General features: G+C 54.0%; 14 protein-coding genes. 4 read left to right on the plus strand and 10 right to left on the minus strand.

Features of this window, described 5'->3' with window-relative positions:
• Positions 1-61: 61 nt before the first annotated feature.
• The gene (locus tag PSCS_RS02730; protein WP_068810272.1) at positions 62-3079 is read right to left on the minus strand and encodes a M16 family metallopeptidase; all 3018 of its coding nucleotides are present in this window, start codon (positions 3077-3079) and stop codon (positions 62-64) included.
• Between the two features lie 139 nt (positions 3080-3218).
• Positions 3219-4013, minus strand: a complete 795-nt coding sequence (locus tag PSCS_RS02735) for a ferredoxin--NADP reductase (protein WP_068810273.1) — start codon at positions 4011-4013, stop codon at positions 3219-3221.
• A gap of 167 nt (positions 4014-4180) precedes the next feature.
• On the opposite strand from PSCS_RS02735, the gene PSCS_RS02740 reads away from it, so the two are divergent.
• Positions 4181-5434: a dicarboxylate/amino acid:cation symporter gene (locus PSCS_RS02740; protein ID WP_068810315.1), complete on the plus strand. Its 1254-nt coding sequence runs from the start codon at positions 4181-4183 to the stop codon at positions 5432-5434.
• Between the two features lie 112 nt (positions 5435-5546).
• On the opposite strand, the gene PSCS_RS02745 is transcribed toward PSCS_RS02740, so the two are convergent.
• The 4 genes from PSCS_RS02745 to PSCS_RS02760 all read right to left on the minus strand — a co-directional run bounded on the left by PSCS_RS02745 (position 5547) and on the right by PSCS_RS02760 (position 11158).
• Positions 5547-7094, minus strand: coding sequence for a DUF1302 family protein (locus tag PSCS_RS02745; RefSeq protein WP_068810274.1), 1548 nt, complete (start codon positions 7092-7094; stop codon positions 5547-5549).
• A gap of 4 nt (positions 7095-7098) precedes the next feature.
• Positions 7099-7995 (minus strand): outer membrane lipoprotein-sorting protein, encoded by an 897-nt coding sequence (locus tag PSCS_RS02750; protein WP_068810275.1) that lies wholly within the window; start codon positions 7993-7995, stop codon positions 7099-7101.
• Positions 7995-10724, minus strand: a complete 2730-nt coding sequence (locus PSCS_RS02755) for an efflux RND transporter permease subunit (protein WP_082866476.1) — start codon at positions 10722-10724, stop codon at positions 7995-7997. Before PSCS_RS02755 ends, PSCS_RS02750 begins: the two co-directional genes overlap by 1 nt.
• A gap of 74 nt (positions 10725-10798) precedes the next feature.
• Positions 10799-11158: a DUF4156 domain-containing protein gene (locus PSCS_RS02760; RefSeq protein WP_157885602.1), complete on the minus strand. Its 360-nt coding sequence runs from the start codon at positions 11156-11158 to the stop codon at positions 10799-10801.
• A gap of 268 nt (positions 11159-11426) precedes the next feature.
• Between PSCS_RS02760 and PSCS_RS02765 the strand changes: the two genes are divergently transcribed.
• From PSCS_RS02765 to PSCS_RS02775, 3 genes are all read left to right on the plus strand, one after another.
• Positions 11427-12152, plus strand: a complete 726-nt coding sequence (locus PSCS_RS02765; RefSeq protein ID WP_068810276.1) for an SDR family oxidoreductase — start codon at positions 11427-11429, stop codon at positions 12150-12152.
• Between the two features lie 102 nt (positions 12153-12254).
• Positions 12255-12740, plus strand: coding sequence for a hypothetical protein (locus PSCS_RS02770; RefSeq protein ID WP_068810277.1), 486 nt, complete (start codon positions 12255-12257; stop codon positions 12738-12740).
• A gap of 1 nt (position 12741) precedes the next feature.
• Positions 12742-13317 carry a hypothetical protein gene (locus PSCS_RS02775; protein ID WP_068810278.1) on the plus strand — a complete coding sequence of 192 codons (576 nt, stop codon included), beginning with the start codon at positions 12742-12744 and terminating at the stop codon, positions 13315-13317.
• On the opposite strand, the gene PSCS_RS02780 is transcribed toward PSCS_RS02775, so the two are convergent.
• The 4 genes from PSCS_RS02780 to PSCS_RS02795 all read right to left on the minus strand — a co-directional run bounded on the left by PSCS_RS02780 (position 13314) and on the right by PSCS_RS02795 (position 18490).
• Positions 13314-13700 carry an ectoine synthase gene (locus PSCS_RS02780; protein WP_068810279.1) on the minus strand — a complete coding sequence of 129 codons (387 nt, stop codon included), beginning with the start codon at positions 13698-13700 and terminating at the stop codon, positions 13314-13316. The genes PSCS_RS02775 and PSCS_RS02780 overlap by 4 nt on opposite strands.
• 39 nt (positions 13701-13739) lie before the next feature.
• Positions 13740-15014, minus strand: a complete 1275-nt coding sequence (ectB, locus tag PSCS_RS02785) for a diaminobutyrate--2-oxoglutarate transaminase (protein WP_082866479.1) — start codon at positions 15012-15014, stop codon at positions 13740-13742.
• Entirely contained in the window at positions 15011-15571 is a 561-nt protein-coding gene (ectA, locus tag PSCS_RS02790) for a diaminobutyrate acetyltransferase (protein WP_068810281.1), read from the minus strand. The genes ectB and ectA overlap by 4 nt, the downstream gene beginning before the upstream one ends.
• A gap of 726 nt (positions 15572-16297) precedes the next feature.
• Positions 16298-18490: an outer membrane protein assembly factor BamB family protein gene (locus PSCS_RS02795; protein ID WP_068810282.1), complete on the minus strand. Its 2193-nt coding sequence runs from the start codon at positions 18488-18490 to the stop codon at positions 16298-16300.
• Positions 18491-18798: the final 308 nt, after the last annotated feature.

An 18798-nucleotide genomic window follows, 5' to 3' on the forward strand; every position in this document is an offset into this window, starting at 1 on the left:
AGGCCTTGCTGATCATTCCGGTAACACGTTGCCTTACCGGAATGATCATTGTCAGCCAGGATTATTCAACAAACACATCATCCACGGTCAGTTCTTTGATGGTGCCCATTTCTGCCAGTGCGTCCAGATCCATGCGGCTGGTATCGCCAACAATGGAGATCAACTTGGGGGCGCCGCTGACGTGCTGCTGATGGAACTCGACCATGTCTTCAATGCTGGCGTTCTGCAATTGCAGGAAACGCTCAGGGCGAGGATCACCGTTCAGTCCCAGTTCCTGCCAGCCTCGAACAGTGCCGGGTATCTGACGGGCACTGAGTGTCGAGGTACGATACAGGTTGATCAGCGATCCCTGGGCATCCTGGAAACGCTCACCGGACTGTGGCAGGTTGTCGATCAGGTCGACAAAGGCGGCAGTGGCATCCACGGCTTTGTCATTCTGCGTACCGATCACACCCAGCATCAGGGTTTCACTTTCCTGGCGTGAGCCTTGAGCGTAACGTGCCGCGGCAGAGTAGGCCAGGGCACGGGCTTCGCGCAGTTCCTGGAAGACCACAGAGGACATGCCGGAACCAAAGTAGTTGTTGTACAACGATGCCGGTACGACCAGTGATTCGTCATAGCGCTCATCCGGGAATTCCATACGCACTTGCGCCTGGGCTGTTTCACGGTGAATCAGGTAGATTTCGTTCTCATCAAAGACGCGCGTATAGCGGTGCTGATAAGGCGGAGGTGTGCGCAGGTCCTCACCGGCCATATGATGGTCATTGAGGATATCCGTCAGCTCTTCCACCGACATGGAACCGGTGTAGCTGATAGTGTGTTCATAGTCGGTCAGACCGCTGATCAGGGTCAGCAGTTCGTCCAGCGCAACGGCCTGAATCTGATCGGAAGTCATTGCCTGCAGCATGGGTGATTCTTCACCGTAGCGGTTATACAGGTACAAGGCACGGCTGATGGCCTGCGGATCTTCGCGCTGATCAGCGCGGGCTTGCAGAATACGTGCTTTCAGTTGCTCCAGGGTCTGTTCATCTGATTGCGGATCATTAATCAGTGACAGCATCAGTTCCAGGGTCTCTGCAAACTGAGGGTCCATTCCTGAAATCGCAATACTGGTCTGATTTTCTGACGTACTGAAACTGAAGTCGCTGCCCAGTCGGTACCACTGTTTCTGCAGTTCTTCGGCCGGGTAATCAACGGTGCCAACGCGAGGCATCAGTGAGGATGCCAGGCTGAGCCGGTCGTCCGTTTCCGTGCCTACATCGATAGTGATGCTGAAGGTGAACAGGTCATTCAGTTCGTTATGGGCGTAGTAAAGTGGCACACCGTCGGCAAAACTGGTGATCTGATAATCCTCACCTTCGACCAGGTAACTGGGCTCGATTTCATCATACGGCATGGATAGAATTTCAGCGGCAAATGCCGATTGACGGCTGGGGTCAATGTTGACCGGATCAATCTGTGGCTTTTCCACTTCCGGAATATCTGCCGGGCCATCCAGCCGATGCACCGCTACATAGTTGCTGGTAGAGAAATACTTGTTGGCCACTTCCACAACATCGTCTTTACTGACCTGCTCAAGTCGTGCGATCTGTTCTGTGGCAACCGGCCACTCAGTTTCGCTGAGGAAAGCCTGACGCATCATGGAAACGCGGGCGGTATTGGATTCCAGAGAGCGTTTCTCCATGCGTTTGAAATCGTTAACGATAGCGGTCAGAATCGAGTCTTCGAACTCGCCATTCTTGATCAGTTCCAGCTGGTCCAGCAGCAGTTGTTCCACTTCCTCCAGCGTCTGACCATCACGAGGCACCCCCCAGAGGCGCTGTGAACCGTAGTCATTGAGAAATTCCGGTGAGCTGCCGGCAGCCTGCACCAGCTGGCGCTGGTTGAGGTTGAGGTTAATCAGGCCGGCTGTGTTGTTGTCCAGAATCATGTCCAGCAGCATCAGCGCTTCCTGGTCAGGGTGACCATTGGGCACGGTGCGGAAGGCCATCTGCACTTCTTCCTGACCGGGATAAGTCACTTCGACGCGTTCGACTGCTTCAATCGGAGCCTCATCCCAGCTCTGGCGTTGTGGCAGTGGTTTGCTTTCCCAGCGTGAGAATTTCTCGGCAACCAGCTCGATAGTGTCTTCAATGTTGATATCGCCACTGATAAAAATGGCCATGTTATTTGGCACGTACCAGGTGTCGTAATACTCCTGGATGTAGACCAGCGAGGGGTTTTTCAGGTGCTCTGAATCGCCAATGGTACTTTGCTGGCCGTAAGGGTGATTCTTGTACAGCAAGTCTGCCAGTGCGTAGTAAGAAAGGCGGTCGCGATTGTCCAGGGTGCGGTTTTTCTCTTCATAAACCACTTCCAGTTCCGTGTGGAAGAGGCGGAACACCGGATCGATGAAGCGGTCTGACTCAATCTCGGCCCACTGCTCCAGGCGGTTGGAGGGCAGACCCACCTTATAGACTGTCTCCTCGTGCCAGGTATGGGCATTAAGGCCGGTGGCACCCATGACACTGTACAGTTTGTCGATCTCGTTGGGGACGGCATAAGCGGCCGCTTCCTGAGACAGACGATTGATCTCAGAGTAGATCTCGGCCCGTCGCTCCGGGTCGGTCTCCCGGAAGTGCTCTTCGTACAGGTCGGTGATCTGTTCCAGATAAGGCAGTTCAGCCTCATAATCGAGTGTGCCCAGGTGCTGGTTGCCCTTGAACAGTAAATGCTCCAGGTAATGAGCCAGGCCAGTGGCATCAGCCGGGTCCTGTTCACTGCCAGCGCGAACCGCAATTTCCGCATAGAAGCGTGGCTCGGCGGGGTTGCTGCTTAGATAAACCTGCAGGCCGTTGTCCAGCTCGTAGACTTGAGCTTCAAGGGGGTCTTCCGGGTTCGGGGGATAAATCAACTCATAGGACGGGCCGCTGTCAGCGCCCGCACCGGCGTTCATTGCAGCATTATTGCCTGTTTCGCTGCCACTGGTGCTTGCCGTATCGCCACCGCAGGCGGTCAGTATTGCTGTCATGGCCAGGGCGCTGAGGCCCAGACGCCATCCTTCGGACAGGCCGGTAAGCCAGGAGGTGCTCGTCTTCATGGTGAAATATCTCCGCAAAAGCGTTAGTGCATTACTAGGTAATGTATCTAAAATCCTGCGGAAATCCTACTGTTGCGGCCAGTCGCGGTTAAATTGCGATGATTCGCTGCTGCGGGTTGGTGTCAGTGGCGCAAATAAACTACCAGTAGGCTTCAAAACTGACCTGGCCGGGGTGTTCTGGCGAGTGCACGCTGAAGCCCCGGTCGGTGAGTACAGCCGCGCTATCCTGCACCATGCCCGGGTTGCCACAGAGCATGATGTGGGCATTTTCTGCGCTCAGCTGCCACCCCAGGGCCTGCTCCAATTCACCACTGTCGAGCAATGCCGGGATGCGGCCACGCAAGGCGCCTGTTACGGCTTCCCGGCTGATAACCGGAACAAAACTGAAGCGTCCCGGATACTGTTCCGCCAGTGAGTCCAATAAAGGCCGGTAGCAAAGGTCGGCTTCTTCGCGAACGCCATAGACCAGCACGACATTGTCGAAACGCTGCCAGGGGGTATCGCTTTGAATCATGGAGATAAAGGGTGCAACACCTGTACCGGTCGCCATCAGGCACAAAGTGGCGGTGTCCTTGATATGAGAGAGTGTCAGTGTGCCTGCCGGTTCAGCGCCAACTTCCAGCGAGTCGCCGGGCTTCAGTCTGGAGAGCTCACAGGACAGTTCACCTTCCAGGTGGGTATACAGGAAGAATTCCAGCGTTTGCGGGTTGCCCGTCTTGCCAGCCTTTGGCTCAAGCGCTTGAGATCCGGAGGCAGTGGGAGCACTCAAGATGGAATAAGGCTGGGAATGACGGCTGCCGTCTTCACGCCGAATGGCCAGTTCGGTGTACTGACCGGGTAGAAAAGGGGCGACATCGGCTTCTATACGAAGCGAAAAAAGATTTTCCGTCCAGTGTGTATTGGCTACCACCACACCGTTGACCCACTTACTCATTCACACCTGCCTGATCTGTTCAATACGATCGCGTATTGTCGCACAGACAGAGAGGATTGGCACTTGCACTGGCTTTCATATAGTCTTTGAGCACAGACTTTCCAGACATCAATACAACAAATAACGACACAGATAACAATACAGATAAAAACGAGCAGGGCTGCCATATGAAAGAAGGGTTGCAGAAGTGGTTTGCGGTTCCATTATGGAAGCGTATTTTGCTGGCGCTGGTACTGGGCGTCATTGTTGGCGCAATTTGGGGTGAAGGAGCCCAGTCAATCCGCTGGATGGGAGATGTTTTCATTCGGCTGATTCAGATGGTGGTTGTACCGCTGGTGTTCATCACCATTGTGTCCGGCCTGGTCGCCATGGGTGATCCACAGAAGCTGGGTTCGCTGGGGATCAAGACACTGGCGGTGTACATGCTGACCACGGCGATGGCAATCAGTATTGGTTTGCTTATTGCCTTCCTGGTACAGCCGGGTGAAGGCGTCGATATCAGCGGTGCGACACCGGGTGTGGTCAATGAACCCATGCCGCTTAGTGAGCGCCTCCTCAGTATCATTCCCACCAACCCGGTAGCAGCGCTGGCCGATGGCAATATTCTGTCGATCATTTTCTTCGCCATACTGTTTGGTATCGGTATCCTGATGGTTGGCCAGAAAGCCAAGCCGATTGCTGACCTGATGGATGGTGGCACGCATGTCATGCTGAAGCTGACGCACTGGGTCATGGAAGTTGCACCTTTTGGTGTATTCGCCCTGATTGCCTGGGTTGCAGGTACGCAAGGTGTCAGTGCGCTGTTGCAGGTTGTAGCGCTGGCGCTGACCGTGTTGGCCGCCTGTGTCATGCACGTCTGTTTCACGTATGGGATATTCGTCAAAAGTGGCCTGAAGTTGAACCCGCTGCATTTTTTCCGGGGTGCTAAAAACGCCATGCTGGTCGCTTTCTCAACGTCTTCCAGTTCAGCCACGTTGCCAGTGAGTATGTCAGTTGCAGAGTCGAATCTGGGTATTCGACCGGTTGTTGCTTCCACCGTGTTACCGCTGGGTGCCACCATCAATATGGACGGTACGGCGCTTTATGTGGGTATCGTGTCGGTTTTTGCTGCCCAGGTCTTCGGTGTTGATCTCAGTTTCATGGATTATGTGCTGATTGCCGGTAGTACCACCATGGTGTCGGTCGGCACCGCCGCGGTACCAGGCGCTTCTATTTTCCTGATGTCAGCCGTGATGGACACCATCGGTCTGGCACCAGGACAGATTGCATTGGTGATCGGTTTTATCCTGCCATTTGATCGTCCGCTGGATATGTTGCGAACCAGTGTCAACGTGACCGGTGACCTTGTTGTGGCGACAGCAGTCGCTCGCTGGGAGAATGAGTTCGATCAGGAAATTTTTGATCGCGGGCATGTTGAGTAGGTTTGAGTCGGTTTGAGTAAGGTACTGTGGCTCGGACTAAGGCACTGACCAGGACTTTAGGGCTGAGAGGCTCGAGGACTGAGAGGCTCGTGGTCGAGCGGCAGGGTAAAAATCAGAAAGACAGCGTCATGGTCAGGCCCAGGCGCAGGTCTTCATCCAGAAAACCAAAGTTACTGCCCGGCTCACCCCGTGTGGCGATGAGCTGGGCCGTGGTACTGAGGTTGTCATTCCACTGATATTCGGCGCTGAGGTTCACCAGGCTGGCGTTGCCTTTCAGGTCAGCCTGCGCTGTTAGCGCCAGTGAAAGCACTTCCTGCCAGACCACGTGACTGTAACGCAGCAACATATCAGCGCGCAGATCTTCACGGTCGTCCACCACAATGACATCTCCCTGTGGCAGGTCATACAGCTTTTCTGCCCGAAGCCCGACGCTGATTTGCCGTAACGGCGTTATCGCATATTCAAACCCGGCAGATATGCCCAGCAGGTTTGCGTACTCACGATGCAGCGTGGCCATATTAGCCGGTAATTGCGGCTCTCCCAGCGGGGGCACTTTTTTCGACTCAGTGCGGGGTGTGTAGCCTGCCACCTGAACCTGATGCGACCAGGCAATATCCAGGGTCAGTAACAAGGTATCAATGGCACGGTTGATACTGCCGCCCAGCAGCAGGTAATCGTTAACAACAGGATCACTGTGTCCAGGTGTGGCCGGGTCGGGCAGGTGCAGCAGGTTGTTCTCATACAGTCGGGCTGCCATCAGGGAAAGGTCACTGCCGGTAAAGTGGCGTTGCCAGCGAGTGCCGATTTCAAAGATGGCTTCGTCCCTGTGGTAACTGGACAGTCGTAATGGTGCGCCGGGAAACAATGGGCTGCCGTCCACAGGCAAGGGATTAAATTCCGGGTAAACGTTAATAAAACTGCTCAGGTTGCCCGAATCAGAAAAGCGGTCCCAGCTCAGCATCCACTGATTCAGGCGAGCATCTTCCAGGTCAATCACGGTCAGGTCACGGTACTCTGTGGTATTGACCACATCCAGTACGGACAGGCCAATGGTCTCGCCCCAGACGACTGTTTGCCGACCGGCCGTGATGCTGTCGACGTCGCCGCTGTACTGCAGGAACAGTTCATTCAGGCGCCATTCGGTATTCTGACGATCGGGGTTGTCATGCTCGTAATCGCCGTCCAGGTACAGGCGTCCCCAGGCACTGGCCTGGGCCAGCCAGCCGCCAGCGAAGGCATCCTGGTAGCGGATATGACCAGCCAGCCGGTTGACTTCCGTCTGGTGGGGACGATGGCCCGGTGCCGCTGCTGAGGCATCATCTATGGGTGCAAAACTGTGGCGGTTTAGGTGGCCGACCCACTGCTGGGTCAACTGGTAGCGAAAGGCACTGCTGTTGCCAGTATCTTCCGAATCCGCGTCAAACAGCTCATCACCGGCAAGCATCGAGTCGTCAAATTGCAGCTCATCGAATGCAGCACTGTCAAAATCGGCGCTGTCAAAGTCTGCGCTGTTGAAGTCGCCAGTGGCAAGCGCATCATCTGACTGAGCCTGAGCCTGAGCCTGAGCCTGAGCCTGAGCCTGAGCCTGAGCCAGCGGAATCGGGAAAAGCGGTATTGTGAGCAAACACAATGCTGTCTGACGAATAACAATGCGCGACATGCTGTCAGTCAACCTGCTCCCGGAGTTTATTCAGTTCTGCTTCGCGGAACGCGACATCTGTCAGTGTGCGCGGCGTCAGGAATGCTTCCGGAATATCCAGATCATTGTGGATTTCCAGGATGGCCATGTTGGACAGGCGGTTGGCAATCAGGTTCATCATGGTTAATGAACGTGCCGTCCAGTTACCGTTGACCTGCTCAATGCGAGACGCCATCAGGCGCTTGATTTCCCGCCCCTGTCTGTCATACATGTCAGAACGCAGCACCACAAAGCGGGCCTTGTCGACATAATGTACGGTGCGCGCATAACGCGTCTTCCTGGCTCGTTCTGCATTGGGTACCGATTCGATGACCCAGACTTCACGGCCATTGACATTATCTTCGCGCAGTACCCGGATTTCGTATTCATCCAGCTTACCCGTGTCCTGGTCTTCTGTGGTGAACTCCGAGCCGAAGATCGATGCCGGTTCTGAGTTGTCGTCCGAGTTGCCACTGGCAATGCGCTTGACCTGGCCCAGTGCTGACAGATACAGCCATGTTTCATTGTCAGTTTCAGGCGAGTCATAGGTATAGCTCAGCATGCCGATACCCCGCTCTGCTGCCGGTTCGCGCACAATGGAGATCATTTTGGTATCCAGCTGCTGCTCGCCGGTATTGATGGATACTGACTCCAGCGCCTTGACCCGAGGCCGCTCGGCACAGGTGATCTGGTTGTCCTGCACACCAAACTGACAGCTCGACAACTGTACCCGGTTAAAGGCGGCATCCGATACGGCACGTTGTGTCTCTTCGACGCGTTCAAGAATGGCTCTGCCGTCCTGCGGCTCATTGGCAGCCAGTGTCCAGGCGCTAAACAGTATGGTGAACATCAGGGCCGGCATTTGTCGCGAAAGCAGTTGCATTAAGCCTCCTGTGGTGTGGATGAATAATCTGGTTTGGCAAAATCACTGACGGGCAGTTTGAGACCTAACCTGGGCTTGATACAGCGCAGTAACGCGGGTAGCAAAAGCAGATCGCAGAGCAGTGCGACAACGATAGCAAGCGCGCCAAATATCCCTATTTTTGCAACACCAAGATAGTCAGAGAAACTCAGCACAATAAAGCCCAGGCTGAGCACCAGTGTGGTAAACATCACTGCCCGGCCAACACGTTTGACGGTACTGGTCAGTGCGGCGTTCATATCCTGCGTCTCAGCCAGTGCCAGCCGGTAATGGGTCAGAAAGTGGATAGTATCGTCTACCGCAATGCCGATAATCATCGGGGCAATCAGCAACGTGTCGGTGTCCAGTGGTATATCCAGCAACCCCATGATGCCGAACGTGGTCACCGCAGGTAGCAGGTTCGGTACAGCCGCCACCAACCCTGCCTGCCAGGAGCCCAGTGTCAGACACATCATCAGGGTAATCACGCCCAGGGCCAGCATCAGGCTGCTGTACTGGGAGCGGGCGATGGAGTCCATGGCGCGCATCATCAGTGGCACCGAACCGGTCACACTGATGTCCATCTCTGGCAGGCGGTCGTAGGCCGGGGCAAAGTACTGATCAATATCATTTTCCAGTTGCCGGAAAAACTGCTGGTACTCATAAGAACCTGCGTTATAGGCGTTCATGGTAATGTGCGTCCGGCTGTAATCGTCGGAAACCAGGTTGCGTTTTTCTTCCGGATCGGCGCTGCCAAACAGGTAGAGCAGCTGGGAAACCGTCACAAAATCTTCCGGCAGGCGATGCCAGGCCGGATCATCCTGGTTCATGACCTGATAGGTGTCTTTGACGATATTGGCCAGAGAATAAGTGCGTGAGACCTGGCCCGCGTAAGTATTTTCGACATGTTGCTGAAACTGATCCATGGCGTTTAGCAGCTCCGGTTGCATGACCCCGTCACTTTCACCGGTATCAATCATGACCGACAAGGTCTGCGCCCCTGCCATGTGCTGGTCGACAATGTCATAGGCAATACGTGGCTCACTGTCCTCGCTGGTCAGTTCAGCGATGTTGCTGTCGATCTGCATTTGAGAGGTGCCATAAGCGGCGAGGATAAAAAAACCAATGAAGGCGGCCAGGATAGCCTTCGGGAAACGGGCCGACAGTGCCAGACAGCGGGAGAGGATGACATCCTGATAAACCAGCACCAACCAGGCGAATCCCACCAGAGCCAGCAGGTAAACTGACAATAAGACATCCACCAGCAGGGCAAGTACGGCAGTGATCAATGCCAGTCCCGCCAGTACCCACCCGGAGCGGCCAAGCAGTGATGAGGCAGGCAGGGTCTCAATGGTGTTTCTTTCGGCAGGCGGGTGCCACAGAGACAGTAACAATGGCAGCAGTACGACACTGAACACAAAAGCCAGTAACACACCCAGTGCGGACATCATGGCAAAGACACGTATGGGTAGCATGTCGGAAAACGTCAACGCCAGGACACCCACCATGGTGGTCAGTGTGGTCAGCAAAATAGCCAGACCGGTTTTCTCATAGGCTGTGCTCAGTGCAGCCTGGTGTTCCTGGCCATGTCGTTTAGCCTGGTAATAGGCCGTCATAACATGAATGCAATCAGCCAGACCGACGGCAAACACCAGCATCACCGTCAGCGAAATCATGGTGGACAGCGTGGCTCCCAGCCAGGCAGTAATGCCCCAGGTCCAGAGCAGGCTGATGGCTATTGTGACAATTGGCCAGATCACAGCACTGAAAGAGCGGAACAGCATACGCAGCAGGCAGATAAATACGGCGATCATGGCCAGCGCCAGCCAGATCATCTGCTGCAGGATATCGGCAACCCAGGCCTGTAATGGCGGGTTGCCGGTTGCGTAAAAGTTCAGGGTCTGGTCAAAAGGTTGGTACACCTGGCGCAGCGCATCGTGAAAAGCGGCGTAATGATTGATGTCCACAGGCTCAAATTCAACATCTTCAACCGTTGCGCTTTCACTAAAACTTAATTCGAAGCTGTCACTGGCGTTGCCAAAATCACTGAACATGTCATCGAGCTGAATGTCCTCCGAGTTGACGGCTGGCTCATAATCATCAACGGGCTGGGCGCCGAGTGTGGTGCTGATCATCAAGGCGCCATAGCGGCTATCGTCGGAATAAAAGGCGTTGACGAAATCCGGTTCTGCCAATGCCGTTTCCCGAACGGTTTGTAACGCCCCTGGCGATTCGGGTAATGGTGAGGGCAGCAGCCGTTCGGCCAGCAATGTATCACCTTCGGCCGTCTGTATGCGCAGGTTGCTGGGCGATTGCACGCGTCGAATCTGCATCAGTTCCTGGCGCTGGCCTTCGGTTAAACCGGCATCGTCTAACTGGCCCCGGGAGGCCTGTTCCAGTTGCTCGGTCAGAGCCGCGACAGCTTCCAGCGAAGCCCGGGAGAATACATCACCGTCTGCGGCTTCGTAGACCAGGTACACGGAGTCATCACTGCCAAACTGGCTGCGGAAATTATTGAGGGCGGCTATAGCCGGATCCTGCTGATCAAAAAAGCTGTCAATCCGCATATCCATGCGGGTTTTGGTGATTACGCCATAGGCGCAGACCAGGCTGACCAGGGTGATCAGGACCCAGAGCCAGTGACGGTGCTGATGTACAGTATCGGGCAGTTTGGCAAACTGACGGCTTACGTTTAATAAGCGGTTTTCCATGTCGTATGCTCCGGGGGAGAAGCACGAAATTCAGTACATCCTGTTGCTGATTCCGTGCCGGCTTTCGTTACCAACTAGCGACCACAGAGAAAGACACCAAAGGTCTGTTTTCCGTCATCAATTGTAGACTCCGGGACAACGCTGTCCCCGCCCAGGCGGGCTGCTTCATTTTTGGCCAGGTCGACAAGTTCGTCCTGGAGCCGGGCGGCACTGCGATCGATGAAACCAATCTGTGACAGTGCATTGACATTGGCGGTTCCTACACGGTCACACTCACTGACCTGGCTGGTGGTTCTTAGGTAAACCTCTGCGGCTTCAGGGCTAAGCTGAACCCAGGTGCATGCACTCATCAACCCCAGCGAAGCGCTGATCAATGCGGCTTGTATGAATGATCGCCCACGGACGAAATTGGTGTGTAGTGGTATGAATTGCATAACAGACCCCGGCATGGCTATCACTGTGATCAAGCCAGTGTATTCATGTCCTTGATAATTCAGTGATAATTCAGTGATAATTATTATGTTTGAAACGTAATTGGTTCAACAGTACGTATTATCAACGGTTTCGGTTCAGGCGCAACTGAAATCGTTCGACCTGATGTGCGATCGGTCACGTTTACTCAAAGTCGCGGCCTATTCCATGAGGGGGCGGAGGACATGTGCTATTATCGCCAGCAAAACCGAATGCGAGGAGACTCAGTTTATGACAAGTTTGCAAGGAAAGAATGTCGTCGTTATAGGTGGCACTTCGGGTATCGGACTGGCAACAGCACTGGCTGCTGCTGAACAGGGCGCGAAAGTCTGGGCTGCCGGTCGGTCACAGGAGCATTTGGAAAAAGCCGGCAAAATTGCTGAAGGTCAGGAGAACATCACCCTGACGCAACTCGACACGCATGATGATGAAGGCTTGAAGGCGCTGTTCGAATCTATCGGTACCGTTGATCATCTGGTTTCAGCCGCTACGGGTGGCACACGCACGCTGGCGCCCTTTGTTGAGCAAACTGAAGAGCAGTTCCAGGCGGCGTTCGGCAAACTTTGGGGCTACGCCAAGGTGGCGCGTCTTGGTGCCGCTTACGTACCTGAAACAGGCTCCATTACATTTGTCAGTGGTGCTCCGGCGCGACGTCACAAAGCAAATATGTCAGCCTTGAGCTGCGTCGGTGGTGCCGTTGAAAACATGGTACGCTGCCTGGCTGTGGAACTGGCGCCAAAGCGCGTCAATGTGGTTTCCCCCGGCATTATTGATACCGCCCTGTTTGACTGGATGGGCGAAGAGAAAGATGAGCGGGTGGCAGCCATGACCCAGGGGCAGTTGGTGCCGCGCATTGGCAAACCGCAGGAAGTCGCCAGCGCCGTGATCTATCTGATGCAAAACGGTTATGCGACCGGCACAACCGTAGATGTCGACGGTGGGCAGTTGCTGAGCTGATATGCTCGGTAACCCATACCGATCAGGCCGCGGACGACGATAAATATTTAATAAAAACGACGTAATAACAATAAAAACGTATGAGGAAATTCAGAGGGAACTATGAGTAAACCCGTCATTCTGGTTTACGACCTGGATCATACACTGGTCGATCGTGTGGCTGTCCAGGTAGGGAACACAGGTCAGTACACAACCATTAATACCTATAACGAAAGTCATGCCCAGGATGCGATCCGCCAGTATGATCAGGGCTTTGGTTTTTTCAGTAACCAGCTGGCATGTCTGATTACCGGCTGGAACAATCACCTGCGCCCGCGTGAACAGTTGCTGTTTAAATTGCGTGAAAAAGAAAAACGCAGTCCGTTTCGCCGACCTATGCCGGTGATTATCATTACAGAAGACCACCGGGAAGATCTGCAGCGCCGGGCGCTTGACCCAGAGCAGGGGCAGGTTTGTGCGTATCTGCACGCGGATGACTTTGAAGCACAGCTTGTGGTCATTCTCGAACAGCTGTTAAAGAAAGATGCCGCTGCGTCGCTTAACCGTGAGGCATGGGAGGCTTTCAGGCAGGGTCTCGAGGAGGACTGAATTGTCCAAGTTTGAGTTCATCATGATGTTTGTCTCGGTCGTGGTGGCCTTTGCCATGTCCGAGCTGCTGATGGGGTGGGGACGATTGATTCGCGCCCGCGAACGCGTTCGGCATCCTTTTCTGTTGGGAGGCTGGTCAATCTGGCTGTTGATGATTATGACCTACCACTATCTGGGGTTTTGGGAGTACCAGGTCTATGACTTCACCCGGGTAGGGCCGATGCTGCTGTTTATGGCGGCGCCTATCATGATGGTGCTGTTGACGTTCGTGGTGACACCGGATTTACGGCATTTTCAGGAAATCGACCTGGAGGAGCACTTCTTTTCCGCGAAGAACTGGTTCTTTGCCATGGCGGTCGTTTTTCTGCTGCTCTCCAGAGCATCAGATCCGCTGCTGCCTGATTACGACGAGACCTGGGAGTCGAGGTTGTGGGGGGCGGTGATAATAATTGCGTCGATTGCTGTGCTGTTATTCACCAACAATCGACGCCTTCATTATGCGTTCATGATTGGTAACCTGTTGTTTCTGGGTTACATATCATTCTCGCTGCCGGTCAGAGGCCTGACTGGATTCTAGCTGGCTGCCGGGTAGGAGCCATCAGCATCGTGCACTTCGCGTCCAGTGACCGGTGGGTTGAACACACAGGCCAGTACCAGATCTTCGTCGTTGGCATACAGGATGTGCTTGTCATGCTCGTTCAGGTTATACAAGGTTCCGGGGGTAATCTGGTGAGTCTCGTCTTTCGCCAGATCCACAATAGAGCCTGTGCCTGAGATGCAGTAAACCGACTCAAGGTGGTTCTTGTACTGCATGTGAGTCTCTGTGTTGGCAAAGATGGTGGTGATATGGAACGAATATCCCATGTTGTCATCGGCCAGCAACATGCGCACGCTCTGCCAGGTTTTTGATTTCACCAAGCGCTCGGTTTTTTCGCAATCCTGCAATTGTCTAACGATCATAATGTTGTCCTGATTCGTAATGAATGAATTAGGTTTAGGTTAGGAAGCTTTCTTGATTTCTTCCTGTAACGTTGTCTTGACCGCTTTCTCTACGATATCCAGGCCTTTGTTCAGCTCTTCCACAGAGATTGTCAGCGGGCAGAGGAATTTAACTACCTGGCTGTCCGCGCCACTGGTCTCGATAATCAGACCGTCTTTAAAGGACAAAGCACAGATTTTGCTGGCCAGTTCACCGTCACGGCACTCCAGGCCCTGCATGAAGCCACGGCCTTTGGCCTTGATCAGTTTACGATCATAGCCCGAAGCGATATCACGCAGACGCGTAGACAGGTGCTCCACTTTTTCCTGTACTTCGTTCTGGAACTTGTCGTCACTCCAGAAAGTTTCCATGGCAGCAGCTGCGGTGACGAATGCGTGGTTGTTACCACGGAACGTACCGTTGTGCTCGCCTGGCTTCCAGGTATCGTACTCTGGCTTGATCAGCGTGACCGCGAACGGCAGGCCGAAACCACTCAGTGATTTAGACAGCGTTACCAGGTCAGGCTTGATACCGGACTCTTCAAAGCTGAAGAAACGGCCTGAGCGACCACAACCGGCCTGAATGTCATCAACAATCAGGATGATGTCGTGCTTGCGGCACAGTTTTTCAACGGCTTGCAGCCATTCGTTGCTGGCCACGTTCAGACCACCTTCACCCTGGATAGTTTCCAGCATGATGGCGGCTGGCTTGTCCAGGCCGCTGGAAGAGTCTTCCAGCATGCTTTCCAGCAGTTTGACCGTATCCAGGTCGTCACCCATGTATCCAGCGTAAGGGACATGAGAAACACCAGACAGAGGTATGCCGGACGCATCACGGTGGTGAGAGTTACCAGTTGCTGCCATGGCACCCAGTGATACACCGTGGAAACCGTTCGTGAAGGCGACAATGTTATGACGGCCTGTCACGTTGCGGGCAATTTTCATGGCCGCTTCCACGGCGTTAGTACCGGTCGGGCCAGTAAACTGAACCATGTAATCCAGGTCACGTGGTTTGAAGATGCGCTCGTTCAGCGTTTCCAGAAACTTCTGTTTGGCTGCTGTGTGCATGTCCAGGCCATGGGCAATACCATCGTTACCGATGTATTCCAGCAAGGCTTCTTTAAGGGCCGGATTATTATGACCGTAGTTCAGTGTGCCGGCACCGGCCAGAAAGTCCAGGTAGGCTTTGCCATCTGTGTCATACAGATAAGAGCCTTTGGCGCGCTCAAAAACAACCGGGAAAGCGCGCGCGTAACTTTGAACCTCTGATTCAATTTCATTGAAAATATCAGTCATGATTTTTCTCCCTGGTTGTCGGCCGGTTTCATCGGGCCGATTCTAAGTTTGTATTCAGTATCGTGCAGGTTAAGGAAATGATCTTCGCGGTCAAACATGACCGTTTCCTCTATCCCGCAATCGCGGCGACGCGACAGGGCGTCAAACATGGCACGTGAAGCGCCATTATCCGCAGTAACAGTGGTTTCCACATGAGTCACTGCCTTGCAGGCAGGGCGGCTCAGTATCTCATCCAGCATTTTGCTGGCCAGGCCACGCTTTTGGGCGGCCTTGTCGACGGCAACCTGCCAGACCCAAAGTGTGTCGGGCTGCTCAGGTGGAATATACGCTGTGACCACACCAACCAGATCATCACCCATAGTGGCCACAACGGATGTGTTCGCAAAATGCGTACAGATCGCCAGGTAGCAGTACAGGGAGTTATCGTCCAGAAAGGCACTCTTTCGGATGAGGTTGTGAACGGGGGCACCGTCCGTTGATTCGGGTGGTCGTAAATGGATGTCTTGTTTTGTGTCAGGTCTTTCTTGAAGCGCTGGCGCTTCTTGAAAAGTATTCATAACAGTCTGTTTTCAGCTTCCATTTTCTCGATAAGTGAATGCTCGTGCTATCCATCAATCTGTATAAAGCGTTGGACAGGCGAGAGCGTGAAAGTATTGGTCTAGCTGTCTTGCCGGTCAGCTTGTGCTGGCTCTTGTTATTTTGCGGCATCCGGTGTGTCTTTGGATACCGTCACTTCGATAATTTTTGGTTATCGTTTTTTTGACGGTGATAAGTATAACAAAACGATCCAGCGATGTCTAAGTCGTCGGCAGGGAGTCTTTTTTTGCCAAGTTTGGTTCTTTAAGGTGAGCGGCCAGAGCATCATGATCCATGAGCTCAGACGACCACAGCCCATCGGGCGCCGCTCGGCGGCCGGAAACTCAGCCTGGAGGCTTCGGACAATCCGGCCACTTATTCGATCGGTGAGCAGCGGCCAGATCACCATGCTCCTACGTTCAGACGACCACAGCCCAGCGCATGCTGCTCGGCGTGCGGAAACTCAGCCTGACGGCTTCAGACAGTCCGCCCGCTTTTTCGAGCATCATACGCTGGGCTTGGCGTGGTCTGATTGTCTGAACGTAGGAGCATGGTGCTCTGGCCTTGTGCTATTGGATGTAGTGTGTCGGCTTTTTGCCAGCTGTAAAAAAAGCGGCTATCCCTTGTGTGAAGGATAGCCGCTTTGTTTGTCGGTTTGTTGTCACTGGTCAGTGTTTAACGGTGACTGACCAGAGTTTCGGCGTTGATCAGTCTGGCAGGGCCAGGGCTACGATTTCGGCTGGGCCGTTGCCGCTGACGGCCATGACAATGTACTGCTTGCCATTGTGCATATATGTCATTGGCTGACCTGTCTGAGAGGCAGGCAGGTCAATCTCGGCGATGATCTCACCAGTGGCTTTGTCGACCGCACGGAAGATGCTGCTGCCACCGGTACCTTCGCCGGCAAACAGCAGGGACTTGGTCACCAGCAGGCCTGCGCGGGTCGGAATACCGGTGCGCGGTATATCGACGCCTTCCAGCAGCGGGTGGTTCTTCAGTCGCTCAGGTGTGTCCGCGTTAGCGATATACCAGTCGATATCACCTTCAACCAGGTCCATGGCACTGATACGGCCATAAGGTGGTTTAGTAATCGGAATACCTTCAACCGTTGGCGTACGTGCTGCACCCTGGATATAGTCCACGGTAGAAAACTCAGCGCCCGGTACTAGTGACAGTACAGATGGCATAGTGAAGGAGCCAATATATAGCTTGCCGGTTTCCGGGTCATAAGCACCGCCTTCCCAGTTAGTGCCTCCCAGCGTGCCAGGCAGGCTCAGGGTGCCGATAGTGCCATCAGCGGCATTGGCCAGTGATGGTGGGGTGTACAAAGGACCCAGGCGGTAAGGCTTGATAGCCTCTTTGGCCATTTCCAGAATTTCCGGCGTAAAGTCCACCAGGTCTTCTTCAGTGAAACCCTGGTTGTCGTAGGCCGGTGGCTGGGTCGGGAAGATCTGTTTTTCAGCTGTCCACTCACCAGGCACGTCTGTCTGAGGCACGGCGCGCTCTTCCATTTCCCAGATTGGCTCGCCTGTTTCGCGATCCAGCACATAAGCAAAGGCTTCTTTACTTAGCTGAACCAGTACTTTTCGGCCATTTGGGAGGTCTGCCAAGATTGGCGCAGAAGGTGTGTCGTAGTCCCAGATGTCATGACGAACGTGCTGGAAGTACCATTGGCGCTCACCCGTGCGGTAGTCAACTGCAACCACAGAGCTGGTGAACAGGTTATCACCTGGGCGGTCACCGCCGTAACGGTCACCCGTGGCTGATTCAACCGGCAGGTACACTAGTCCAAGCTCGGTGTCCGCAGACATGGACGACCAAACACCGCCGTTACCGTTTACTGTTTCAGAGCCTTCAAACCAGGTCTCTGCGCCTTCTTCACCCGGCAATGGAATGTTGCGGTGAGTCCACAGCAGTTCACCAGTGTGAATATCAAAGGCACGCACATCGCCTTTGATGTTATCGGCGTGAGGTGGACGGTAGCTCACCTGGTGTGAAGCACCGACGACCAGAATGTCATCGATCACCAGTGGCGGGAAGGTCAGCGTGACGTCAAGATCATCTCGGACCGGGCTCATACGCAGACCGTCGACCAGGTCACGGATACCGCCATCGGCAAAAGATTCGACCAGGCGGCCAGTTTTGGCGTCCAGCGCGGCCAGGTGGTAACCCGGTGTAACGACAAAAATCACTTCTTTGCCTTCACCGTCAGTCCAGTAAGCAACACCTTTGCCGGAGTTCTTACGTGGGGAGCTGTCAAAGCGATCACCTTCCTGAGGACGCCACATCCACAGTGTCTGTCCTGTGCCAGCATCGATAGCCACTACGTTACGTGTAGTGCCGGCAGTGGCGTACAGAACACCGTTGACCATAATGGGGTTGGTGACGTTCAGACCTTCAGGGCGTGGGCCGTAGTTTTCGGCCTTCCACCGCCAGGCCAATTCCAAGTCTGCCACATTATCAGCATTGATCTGATCCAGCGGCGCATAACGATTGGAGTGCATGCCACCGTTCATGGTCGGCCATGGGTAGTAGTCGATACCGTCGCTGGCGGCTGCCTGTTCAATTTCCAGGTTGGCCAGGCGTGCGACATTACTGCCTTCAACAGGCGTGGTAGCACGACCCATGTTCAGCACGTGTGCTGTCAGATCCAGGTATTGATCCGGGGTCAGTGATCCGGGGGTTTCAGCTGGCATGGTTGCCATGATGCGCTGATACAGATCGAAAGCTGACTCACCGAGCCAGTCATTGGTTATCCGCATTTCGATGTCAGCACGGACGTGACAACGCGCACACTCTGATTGAAATAACTCAGCACCCCGTTCTGCAGACGCGTTTTGCGCATGCGCACCAACAGTCGTCAACAAGGGCAGCAACATGAACAGCAATACTCTGATCACGTGATTTCTCCTCTTTTTATATGAAGTTATCCCGGATTGCTTGTAGTTGTTAGAAGTGACAATCTGTTTCAGGGGGAAGTCCGGTCGACGATAGTACAGCGTTTGCAGGCATCAAGGAAGCGTATCGCTGTTACAGTGCGTGACAATTTCTTGATGCAATAAATCACCAACAAAATTCGTTATAGTGTTTATACGACAGATTAAGGTATTCAGATTAACCTTGGCTTAACCAGGAGGGTGGTTCGTGATTAAAGACATGACAAGAGGGTTGGTGTCTGGAAGGGGTTCTGGAGGGATGTCTGGCGGGG

It is taken from the genome of Pseudohongiella nitratireducens (genome assembly GCF_001642735.1).
GTDB lineage: Bacteria > Pseudomonadota > Gammaproteobacteria > Pseudomonadales > Pseudohongiellaceae > Pseudohongiella > Pseudohongiella nitratireducens.

What these genes read in the sequence shown, in the direction of transcription:
- PSCS_RS02730 (WP_068810272.1), bottom strand. Translation starts at nt 3,079, where the DNA reads ATGAAGACGAGCACCTCCTGGCTTACCGGCCTGTCCGAAGGATGGCGT.
- PSCS_RS02735 (WP_068810273.1), bottom strand. Translation starts at nt 4,013, where the DNA reads ATGAGTAAGTGGGTCAACGGTGTGGTGGTAGCCAATACACACTGGACG.
- PSCS_RS02740 (WP_068810315.1), top strand. Translation starts at nt 4,181, where the DNA reads ATGAAAGAAGGGTTGCAGAAGTGGTTTGCGGTTCCATTATGGAAGCGT.
- PSCS_RS02745 (WP_068810274.1), bottom strand. Translation starts at nt 7,094, where the DNA reads ATGTCGCGCATTGTTATTCGTCAGACAGCATTGTGTTTGCTCACAATA.
- PSCS_RS02750 (WP_068810275.1), bottom strand. Translation starts at nt 7,995, where the DNA reads ATGCAACTGCTTTCGCGACAAATGCCGGCCCTGATGTTCACCATACTG.
- PSCS_RS02755 (WP_082866476.1), bottom strand. Translation starts at nt 10,724, where the DNA reads ATGGAAAACCGCTTATTAAACGTAAGCCGTCAGTTTGCCAAACTGCCC.
- PSCS_RS02760 (WP_157885602.1), bottom strand. Translation starts at nt 11,158, where the DNA reads ATGCAATTCATACCACTACACACCAATTTCGTCCGTGGGCGATCATTC.
- PSCS_RS02765 (WP_068810276.1), top strand. Translation starts at nt 11,427, where the DNA reads ATGACAAGTTTGCAAGGAAAGAATGTCGTCGTTATAGGTGGCACTTCG.
- PSCS_RS02770 (WP_068810277.1), top strand. Translation starts at nt 12,255, where the DNA reads ATGAGTAAACCCGTCATTCTGGTTTACGACCTGGATCATACACTGGTC.
- PSCS_RS02780 (WP_068810279.1), bottom strand. Translation starts at nt 13,700, where the DNA reads ATGATCGTTAGACAATTGCAGGATTGCGAAAAAACCGAGCGCTTGGTG.
- ectB (WP_082866479.1), bottom strand. Translation starts at nt 15,014, where the DNA reads ATGACTGATATTTTCAATGAAATTGAATCAGAGGTTCAAAGTTACGCG.
- ectA (WP_068810281.1), bottom strand. Translation starts at nt 15,571, where the DNA reads ATGAATACTTTTCAAGAAGCGCCAGCGCTTCAAGAAAGACCTGACACA.